The sequence below is a fragment of the Sphingobacterium alkalisoli genome, assembly GCF_005049105.1.
Taxonomy (GTDB): domain Bacteria; phylum Bacteroidota; class Bacteroidia; order Sphingobacteriales; family Sphingobacteriaceae; genus Sphingobacterium; species Sphingobacterium alkalisoli.
The window spans coordinates 35,696-43,679 of the sequence record NZ_SUKA01000013.1 but is presented as its reverse complement, the minus strand read 5'-3'; the positions used below and the strand labels follow the sequence as shown (position 1 = coordinate 43,679).

Annotated in this window: 13 protein-coding genes; 9 read left to right on the top strand and 4 right to left on the bottom strand. The window is 41.3% G+C overall.

What is annotated here, in order from left to right; genetic code table 11:
* From FAZ19_RS23465 to FAZ19_RS23440, 6 genes are all read left to right on the top strand, one after another.
* The coding region (locus tag FAZ19_RS23465) for a dTDP-4-dehydrorhamnose 3,5-epimerase family protein (protein WP_136823218.1) at positions 1-362 on the top strand (362 nt) is incomplete at its 5' end.
* Positions 363-453: 91 nt separating this feature from the next.
* Complete coding sequence (gene rfbD / locus FAZ19_RS23460; protein ID WP_136823217.1) at positions 454-1,302, top strand: dTDP-4-dehydrorhamnose reductase; 849 nt, start codon at positions 454-456, stop codon at positions 1,300-1,302.
* A 42-nt stretch (positions 1,303-1,344) separates the two neighbouring features.
* Positions 1,345-2,199 carry a glucose-1-phosphate thymidylyltransferase RfbA gene (rfbA, locus tag FAZ19_RS23455; RefSeq protein ID WP_136823216.1) on the top strand — a complete coding sequence of 285 codons (855 nt, stop codon included), beginning with the start codon at positions 1,345-1,347 and terminating at the stop codon, positions 2,197-2,199.
* Between the two features lie 66 nt (positions 2,200-2,265).
* Positions 2,266-2,724, top strand: coding sequence for an adenylyltransferase/cytidyltransferase family protein (locus FAZ19_RS23450; RefSeq protein ID WP_136823215.1), 459 nt, complete (start codon positions 2,266-2,268; stop codon positions 2,722-2,724).
* Positions 2,725-2,732: 8 nt separating this feature from the next.
* A complete protein-coding gene (locus tag FAZ19_RS23445) occupies positions 2,733-3,155 on the top strand; it encodes an adenylyltransferase/cytidyltransferase family protein (protein WP_136823214.1) in 423 nt (140 codons plus the stop codon).
* Positions 3,156-3,202: 47 nt separating this feature from the next.
* The gene (locus FAZ19_RS23440) at positions 3,203-3,565 is read left to right on the top strand and encodes a four helix bundle protein (RefSeq protein WP_136823213.1); all 363 of its coding nucleotides are present in this window, start codon (positions 3,203-3,205) and stop codon (positions 3,563-3,565) included.
* Positions 3,566-3,575: 10 nt separating this feature from the next.
* Here the strand turns inward: FAZ19_RS23440 and FAZ19_RS23435 are convergent, their stop codons facing one another.
* Complete coding sequence (locus tag FAZ19_RS23435) at positions 3,576-5,114, bottom strand: capsule assembly Wzi family protein (RefSeq protein ID WP_136823212.1); 1,539 nt, start codon at positions 5,112-5,114, stop codon at positions 3,576-3,578.
* A gap of 46 nt (positions 5,115-5,160) precedes the next feature.
* Here FAZ19_RS23435 and FAZ19_RS24035 point away from each other — a divergent pair, with 46 nt between their 5' ends.
* The gene (locus FAZ19_RS24035; protein ID WP_169305768.1) at positions 5,161-5,298 is read left to right on the top strand and encodes a hypothetical protein; all 138 of its coding nucleotides are present in this window, start codon (positions 5,161-5,163) and stop codon (positions 5,296-5,298) included.
* A gap of 72 nt (positions 5,299-5,370) precedes the next feature.
* Here FAZ19_RS24035 and FAZ19_RS23430 read toward each other — a convergent pair whose 3' ends face one another.
* Together FAZ19_RS23430 and FAZ19_RS23425 are read right to left on the bottom strand one after the other, a co-directional pair.
* Positions 5,371-5,781, bottom strand: coding sequence for a type II toxin-antitoxin system VapC family toxin (locus FAZ19_RS23430; RefSeq protein ID WP_136823211.1), 411 nt, complete (start codon positions 5,779-5,781; stop codon positions 5,371-5,373).
* A gap of 4 nt (positions 5,782-5,785) precedes the next feature.
* Entirely contained in the window at positions 5,786-6,025 is a 240-nt protein-coding gene (locus FAZ19_RS23425; RefSeq protein ID WP_136823210.1) for a hypothetical protein, read from the bottom strand.
* A gap of 210 nt (positions 6,026-6,235) precedes the next feature.
* Here FAZ19_RS23425 and FAZ19_RS23420 point away from each other — a divergent pair, with 210 nt between their 5' ends.
* The gene (locus FAZ19_RS23420) at positions 6,236-6,481 is read left to right on the top strand and encodes a hypothetical protein (protein WP_136823209.1); all 246 of its coding nucleotides are present in this window, start codon (positions 6,236-6,238) and stop codon (positions 6,479-6,481) included.
* Between the two features lie 59 nt (positions 6,482-6,540).
* The gene (locus FAZ19_RS23415; protein WP_136823208.1) at positions 6,541-6,924 is read left to right on the top strand and encodes a hypothetical protein; all 384 of its coding nucleotides are present in this window, start codon (positions 6,541-6,543) and stop codon (positions 6,922-6,924) included.
* Between the two features lie 326 nt (positions 6,925-7,250).
* Here the strand turns inward: FAZ19_RS23415 and FAZ19_RS23410 are convergent, their stop codons facing one another.
* The gene (locus FAZ19_RS23410) at positions 7,251-7,814 is read right to left on the bottom strand and encodes a hypothetical protein (protein WP_136823207.1); all 564 of its coding nucleotides are present in this window, start codon (positions 7,812-7,814) and stop codon (positions 7,251-7,253) included.
* Between the last annotated feature and the right edge of the window lie 170 nt (positions 7,815-7,984).

Below are 7,984 nucleotides of genomic sequence, written 5' to 3'. Positions count from 1 at the left end.
ATGCACAGGCAGGGGAGCATGCACAGGCGAAGCTGGTACGTGTAATGGAGGGAACGGTTATTGACGTTGCGGTCGATGCGCGGCCCGGTTCGGAAACCTTTGGCCAGCATGTGGCGGTAGAACTATCTGCCGAAAACAACCTGCAGCTGTTCGTGCCCAGAGGTTTCCTGCACGGCTTTGTCGTTTTAAGCGACACGGCTACGTTTTTCTATAAATGCGACAATTTCTACAACAGGGAATCCGAGTGTGGCGTAAAATTCGACGATCCGGCTTTAGAGATAGATTGGGGTATTCCGGCAGCGGAACTGATCATCTCGGATAAGGACCAGATACTGCCCACATTTAAGGAAGTATTCGGTTAATCAGAATAGGTTCACTAAAAATAAATAATTATCGTCATTGCGAACCTGAAGAATGAAGGTGAAGCAATCTTAGCATCTAAGAGAAAATCAAATGAAAATATTAGTAACAGGCGCATTTGGACAGCTGGGTTCAGAACTAAGGGAGCTCAGTATAAACTATCCCAATGATAACTTCACTTTTGTGGACCGGGAGGAGATGCCACTGGACGATGTCAATAAGGTATTGGATGTACTGGAAGAGGTGCAGCCCGATGTTATCGTTAGCGGTGGTGCATATACAGCGGTGGATAAAGCTGAAGCGGAGCCTGAACTGGTGGATGTGATCAATCACCAGGCTGTTGCTGTAATGGCAAAATGGGCCAGATCGAACGATAGGAAGCTGATCCACATCTCGACAGACTACGTCTTTCAGGGAAACAGCAGTACCCCGTTGAAAGAGGACGAGCCTACCGATCCGATCAATGTCTACGGCTTAAGTAAACAAAAAGGAGAAGAAGCCATTGCACAATCTGGAGCAGACGCGGTCATTATCCGTACCGCCTGGGTGTACTCATCTCACGGTGCTAATTTTGTCAAGACAATGATCCGGCTGATGACGGAGCGGGACGAAATATCGGTCATTGCCGATCAGATCGGGTCACCTACCTACGCCAGAGATCTGGCGAAGGCAATCCTCGATATTATCCAGTCGGATAAGTGGAAAAAAGGTATCTATCACTTTAGTAACGAAGGGGAGATTTCCTGGTATGATTTCGCGGTAGCGATCCGGGAACTAAAAGGGCTGGACTGTAAGATCAATGCAATTCCTACCGAACAATACCCCACACCCGCTAAACGTCCCAAATATTCGTTATTGGACAAAACCAAGATCAGGACGCAATTTGGTGTAGTGGTACCCAACTGGAAGGACAGTTTGGAAGAGATGTTAATAAAAGTTTAAATAAGAAATCGAGTCACTAGTCACATATTACAAGTCACCAAAATGAAAGGAATTATATTAGCCGGAGGATCCGGTACACGTTTACATCCATTGACGCTAGCAGTTTCCAAACAATTGATGCCGGTGTATGACAAGCCAATGATCTATTATCCACTATCCACATTGATGTTAGCTGGAATTAATGAAATCCTGATTATTTCTACCCCTCAGGATCTGCCAAACTTTGAAAAGCTGCTTGGTGATGGATCACAGATAGGCTGTAAGTTTACATATAAAGTACAACCTTCTCCAGACGGTCTAGCACAGGCTTTTATATTGGGTGAGGAATTTATTGGTAATGACAAAGTCGCACTGATCTTGGGGGATAATATTTTCCATGGCTCGGGTATGTCGAAGCTTCTGCAATCCTGTGCGGATCCCGATGGCGGTTATGTATTCGCCTACCAGGTACAGGATCCGGAACGCTACGGTGTTGTGGAATTCGACAGTGACAATAAAGTGGTGTCCATTGAAGAAAAACCTAAGGAACCGAAATCAAATTATGCGGTACCGGGTCTTTACTTTTATGACAATGATGTCGTTGAGATCGCAAAGAATATCCAGCCATCGCACCGGGGAGAACTGGAAATTACGGATGTCAATAAAGTATATCTTGAACGCGGTAAATTGAAAGTTGGCGTATTTGATCGGGGAACAGCGTGGCTTGATACAGGAACTATCCAGTCCTTAATGCAGGCCGGCCAATTTGTACAGGTTATTGAGGAGCGGCAGGGTATGAAAATTGGATCTATCGAAGAGGTGGCCTATCGTATGGGCTATATCAATAAAGCGGAATTACATGCTATTGCTGAGCCATTACGAAAGAGTGGGTATGGAGAATATCTGTTGCACTTGTAGTATAATTAATATGAACTTATTTTATTGAACATCTAGGTATAAAAATTCGTTTTTAACATGAAAAACATGTCTGAAATCATTGTACAGAAAGAAAGAAAAGAATTTCCTAAAATAGGGATTACCTTTTCAGCCTTTGATCTGCTACACGCTGGTCATATTAAAATGCTCGAAGAAGCGAAAACGCAGTGTGATTATTTAATTTGCGGTTTGCAAACGGATCCCACCTTGGATCGACCGGAGAAAAACAAACCGGTGCAGACTGTTGTCGAGCGTTATATACAGCTTAAAGGCTGTAAATACGTAGATGAAATCGTGCCCTATGCCACAGAGCAGGATCTAGAAGATATTCTCCGCTCTTACAAATTGGATGTACGTATCGTAGGGGATGAATATATGACTAAGAATTTTACAGGACGCCAGTATTGTGAAGACAAGGGAATAGAATTGTATTTTAATGGCCGCGATCACCGTTTCTCCAGCTCTGGGCTTCGAAAATCTGTAGCTGAAAAGGAAAACGGAAAATAGCAATAAGCATGAAAATAGGTATAACTTTTGGTATATTTGACCTGCTACATGCAGGTCACATTATGATGTTGGAGGAGGCCAAGCGTTATTGCGATTATTTGATTGTAGGTCTGAATACCGATCCTTCCGCTGTGGCCCCAGCGAAAAGAAAGCCAATACAGTCTATAGTAGAACGCTATATACAGTTGGATGGATGCCGTTACGTGGACGAGATCATTCCTTATGAGACAGAGCAGGACCTGGTCGATATGATTAGGTCGTTGCCGATTGACCTGCGTATCATCGGCGAGGAGTACTGGGATGAGGATTTTTCCGATCGTAGATACTGTATGGAGGAGGGGATAGAGATTTATTTCAATAAACGAAGCCACCGCTTTTCAAGCCACGGTTTACGTAAAACGGTGGCAGAAAAAGAACGGGGAAGTAAATAACTCGAGGTGCAGTTCAGCATTGAGTTTATGATCAAGGAGCGTAGGGTATGGGGTTGTTTAATTTTGAAAAGGTAGAGCTTTGGAAGTTAGCCATAGAGTTAGCTAAAGAAATTGCGTATATTACTGCCAATTTTCCGGTAGAAGTACGATATGGCTTGACGGGAGATATTATGCGCGCCGTTTTAAGTATTACCGCTAATATAAAACGGGCAATGAACAGCGAAGAAAAAGCAGATAAACTGAGTTTTATCAACCTTGCCTATCAGGAAGTAAACCAGCTTACGGGTTTACTAAATACCGCTGTTGAAGCAGGTTTTTTAGAAGTAGATACCTGTCAGGATCTTAAAGCTAAAAGTGCGGAGATATCGATTCAACTAACCAGTCTCCATATTACAATCAAAGAAAATTAGCTTTTTTGCACTAGAATGTCTTTCGTAGTTGCAGGGCTAATCCCAGGCTATTATCCAACAATTTTCCTTGATCTAATCCTAATGTACCCCCTATATAGAGCCTTCGGGATAAGAGACGCTCACCTTGTACAATTGCAGAAAATTGTGAGACAGGAGTGAATATACCGTAGGCAGGAGGATTCCGTATTTGACCTAAAGACCCACCATACTCGCTCGTGCTGAACGTTCCGTAATGCTTGGCATAAGTCAGCTTGGTTAGCAAGTTCCATTTATGGATATGTCCCGAAAAACCAATATGTCCCGCGACCACTCGGTTGCTTATGAAGTATTCTTTAGGATAGCTTATCTGACCCTCACTAGCCGTATGGGCTGTGATAATTAATGGGCTTCCCATTCCTTTATTCAAATAGGACCACCCTTCGGTATAGAAAAAATTATTATAATAATCTTCATCGCCAGATTTAGTAGGCTTAGACCAAGGGTATCCCGCCTGATCTTTAGAATAAAATAATTCCACTAATACCTTATCCCAGTCCCATAAACGATCACTTTGCTTATACTGGTTATTTGTTAATGTGATCCCATTTAAACCATCTTTAATATTGGCTAACTTGGAAAGAGCACCTACATCGTAGAAATTTTGGCGATAAGCCATAATACTAATAGCTCCAAAATTATAGGAAGCTCCTAGATCAAGAGATCCCTGGTGATTGCCAACTTTTGATCGTGGAACCCCGCTTCCACCTCCACCATAGGCTTTACCAACAGCTACATGAAATAGGGACTCAATAAAACTCAATTCGTATTTACTGCCATATACCTCCCGTTCGCTTCCCCATTGTGCCTGGTGGTTAAATCCTCCATAAAGTTCCAGTTTCCAATGTGGTTTTGCCAAACGTCCATATAGCGATTTTTGGTGGAGAAAGGTTGGTTGCTGCGTATCTGAGTTTTGATCTGCAAATAGCGCTTTATCTATCTCCATCTTCCCCATGTATCCATTCGCAAAATTACCTTTAAAGGAGAATAAACCTCCGAACCAAGGTAAGCGATAGTATTCCGGGATGCTGATGTCAATCTTTGGTACACCCAGTGCATTGCCCGATACGGAAAAGTTTCCAGAAGTAAGCAGCGTATCTCCATTTAGCCCCATCACATCTTTACTGCGGCCGGCCTTCACTTCAAACATTGCAAAACGAACCTTGGCGTGTGCATCGATCAATTGCAGATTGATCTCGCGCCCTACGTTGGTGCGTGCTTCCAGTCCATATCCCCAATCCCATAACGATATGCTATCCGTTTTTCTGCCCTGCCATTCGCCTGGCTGCCGGTAGGTTTTGTTCGCCCGTACCACGAAGCTTCCTGATCCTCCATCCAATGGAACGGATCCATACTGGTTGGAGCGCATCCAAAATGGAACAACACCATTACTGGTATAGCCCCCATGTAATTCGAGCTCTAGATTTGTGTTTTTTTTGTCTTGTGCATGGCTAAATTGGATCGTCGATGCAAATAGTAGCACAAATAAGGTTAGGTAGGAAGATATTTTCATTGGGCGGTATTTTTCACTGTTTAAAGATACATTTTTTTGTAGTAATATGAGGCGAATTGAAGGAAATTTTAAAGGAACTGTGAAGCTTTTTTTGGTAAGAAGAGGCCCTCCGGTAATATCCTTAGCGCTGGATGATGTTTCCTTGGCCTTCAAGAATACTTTCTTAGCACTGGATGATGGGTGAAACTAAATTAATAAACAAATTTCAGATCCGTTTAAACTGTTGCTTCGTGTCCGTTAAAATAAGTTGCGTAACTTATTGCTTACTTCTTTCGAACCAGTTTTCAATTTTTAGGTCTTTTATGTATCTGAAATCTTTGACGTTGTCTGTAACCAACGTTAATTGATTAGCAAGCGCAGTTACCCCGATTATCAAATCGAATTCATCATGCATCGGAGTACCGTTTTTTCTAAGGAATACCTTAGTCTGGGCATATTGCTTTACAGAACCAAAAATTGGAATGATAGATAAACCTTTCACAAATCTATCTACAGCCTCATGCGATTTTTTCGAGTTATCGCTGTTTTCCGCTCCATATCGAAGTTCGAATACGGTAAGCTCAGAAATAAAGCAATTTTCAACTCCCTTTTCTCTTATAATTTCATCGAGATTGAGTTTCCCACGTAGAAAAAATATGCAAATATTTGTATCAAGTAAATATTGCATGGAGCTATAACTTTAAGTCTTTATCTCTAAACCTTCTACTTTCCTTAATCTCTTTCGCGATTTCTTCTGCCGACTTATCAGATGCAAAAGCCCCAAACGATTTGAAGAACTCTTTTTCTTTGGTTTTGTTATCTTTCCTGATGGATTTTGCGAGTTTTTCAAGCAATTCAAGCTTACTAATCGAACTCAAGCTTTCGAAAAGTCCCGAATATGTTTCAATAATATGTCTTTCAGCGTGTGTCATCTTAATCTCTTTAATTACGAATTTACGAAATAATCTTCAATTGTTTATTGGACAACACGATATATGGAAGGATTAATTGTTTCTGATTTAAAGAACTTCCTGCAATGTTCCCCAGCTAGCGCTGGAATGTTTCCGGTGCTTGATGTTTCTTCCCTCATTTCCAGCTGCCTCTTACTTTTAATTATCGTGCGTTTTTATTACTTTAGGTAAATGTCCAGAAAATACAAGTTTCATAATCCGGAAGGTATGTACTTTACGAGTTTTGCTACAGTACATTGGATAGATGTATTTGTGCGAGAGATCTACTGTGATGAGTTGGTAAACTCTTTGCGATACTGTATAAAGGAGAAAGGGATGTTGTTGTATGCATGGTACGTAGCTATTTTTAATAAATATATAGAAATTATTTTAGAACTAGCGGGCTGTGACCTATACTATGCAGGGGTTTTCATTTAGGGGAATATCTGGCTATCGAAACAGGTGTTCGATTTGAACGGATAACCTTAGTCGATTTATTGGCTCAACATACAGACAAAACTAGGGAAGTAAATTTAACCACGAATCTTTTCAAATACGGGGAAGAAATCAGTCTGTTGCAAAAGCCATCGAAAATTTATCTCGAAAACACGAATCTTATTTATTTGCTGGCAAAGGAAAATGCGAATCGCAGAAATCTTCGTGAAACGTTTTTTGCTAACCAAGTTGGGTATGCGCACGACCTCAGCTATGCCGAACAGGGAGATTTTACGGTGGACAATCAATATACCTTTGAAATTGGTGGTAAAGATAAAACAGAGAAACAGATTAAAGGAGTTGATAAGGCATATTTTGCTTCAGACGACATTACGCACGGTTTTCATCATAAGATCCCGTTATGGCTCTTTGGTTTTTTGTACTAATAGAGCTGAGGTGATCTTTCTTGGGAAAAAATTTACAAAGGGATTCCAAAAGATACAATTTCCTTTTTTATTATTAACGCTGATACACTGGCGAAGTATCCTCATGAAGTTGTAAACGAGCGGAATATGATTCTTAAACGTTATGATCTGAGTCTCTTTGACCTGCAAAAGCTCGATTACACATTGCGCTATCCGTCAACTGAAGCGATGCGTAACATGAAAATGCCAAAGTATGTCGAATAGTTAGCCTTCCTTGATCCCATGTTATTGTATTACTAATAAACAAATCATCGAAAGTAAACTGGATGATGTACCTTCCTAAAACCCTACCGTACCCTCAAACTCACAACATCGCTCCAGTCTCCGGTTCCGTAGCTGTTTATAGCACGTACCTTAATGAAAACTGTTGATCGGGACGGTATACCTTTAAGCACGTTATTCCGAGATCGGGTAGTAAATAGTGAATGCTCCCACTGAAGTTCTGGCGAATGGGGTTCAACTTCATTATATGACGTCCATACCGCATACTTGCACTCATAGGTCAGATCTCTGCCCAACGGATTGAAATCGAAACGGACTTCGTCGAATAGTTGCCCATCAGAAAGCCGACCGCCGGTAGGTACGCCGGGGACAGTTCCCTTCTTCCGTCCTGTAAATACGGGGAACCCCGATGTATATAGGATAGACAATTTCCCTTTGGCCACAAAATTGACATGAGCCGCCAGCTCGCCTAATAAAGTGGCTAAGCGTGCCTTACTCTCTCGTTTGAGCTCCCTGTCGACGCGTCCGTGCGTCCAGTTAACTTGTGCCAAGTTCCTCAAATATTCATTATAGGCACTTTCCACTTCTGAAAGCGATGGAGTGGGAGCGTGGAAGTGAATGACACTCATTTCGAGGAAATATGATGTAATTGTATACTAATATGCCGTTAATATTTTTTGAAGTTACGATATTATGAAATATAGGTACGTTGTAATTTTTTATATAAACGTTAATACAAATTAAAGTAACTTAAAAATAACTCCACTTAACGTAATTTTTGAATAAAATAACGGTATAA

Excerpts from the sequence above, each read along its gene's own strand:
- rfbA (WP_136823216.1), top strand. The coding sequence starts at position 1,345 with ATGAAAGGAATTATATTAGCCGGAGGATCCGGTACACGTTTACATCCA.
- FAZ19_RS24035 (WP_169305768.1), top strand. The coding sequence starts at position 5,161 with ATGAGGCGAATTGAAGGAAATTTTAAAGGAACTGTGAAGCTTTTTTTG.
- FAZ19_RS23425 (WP_136823210.1), bottom strand. The coding sequence starts at position 6,025 with ATGACACACGCTGAAAGACATATTATTGAAACATATTCGGGACTTTTC.
- FAZ19_RS23420 (WP_136823209.1), top strand. The coding sequence starts at position 6,236 with ATGTCCAGAAAATACAAGTTTCATAATCCGGAAGGTATGTACTTTACG.
- rfbD (WP_136823217.1), top strand. The coding sequence starts at position 454 with ATGAAAATATTAGTAACAGGCGCATTTGGACAGCTGGGTTCAGAACTA.
- FAZ19_RS23440 (WP_136823213.1), top strand. The coding sequence starts at position 3,203 with ATGGGGTTGTTTAATTTTGAAAAGGTAGAGCTTTGGAAGTTAGCCATA.
- FAZ19_RS23435 (WP_136823212.1), bottom strand. The coding sequence starts at position 5,114 with ATGAAAATATCTTCCTACCTAACCTTATTTGTGCTACTATTTGCATCG.
- FAZ19_RS23430 (WP_136823211.1), bottom strand. The coding sequence starts at position 5,781 with ATGCAATATTTACTTGATACAAATATTTGCATATTTTTTCTACGTGGG.
- FAZ19_RS23450 (WP_136823215.1), top strand. The coding sequence starts at position 2,266 with ATGTCTGAAATCATTGTACAGAAAGAAAGAAAAGAATTTCCTAAAATA.
- FAZ19_RS23445 (WP_136823214.1), top strand. The coding sequence starts at position 2,733 with ATGAAAATAGGTATAACTTTTGGTATATTTGACCTGCTACATGCAGGT.
- FAZ19_RS23410 (WP_136823207.1), bottom strand. The coding sequence starts at position 7,814 with ATGAGTGTCATTCACTTCCACGCTCCCACTCCATCGCTTTCAGAAGTG.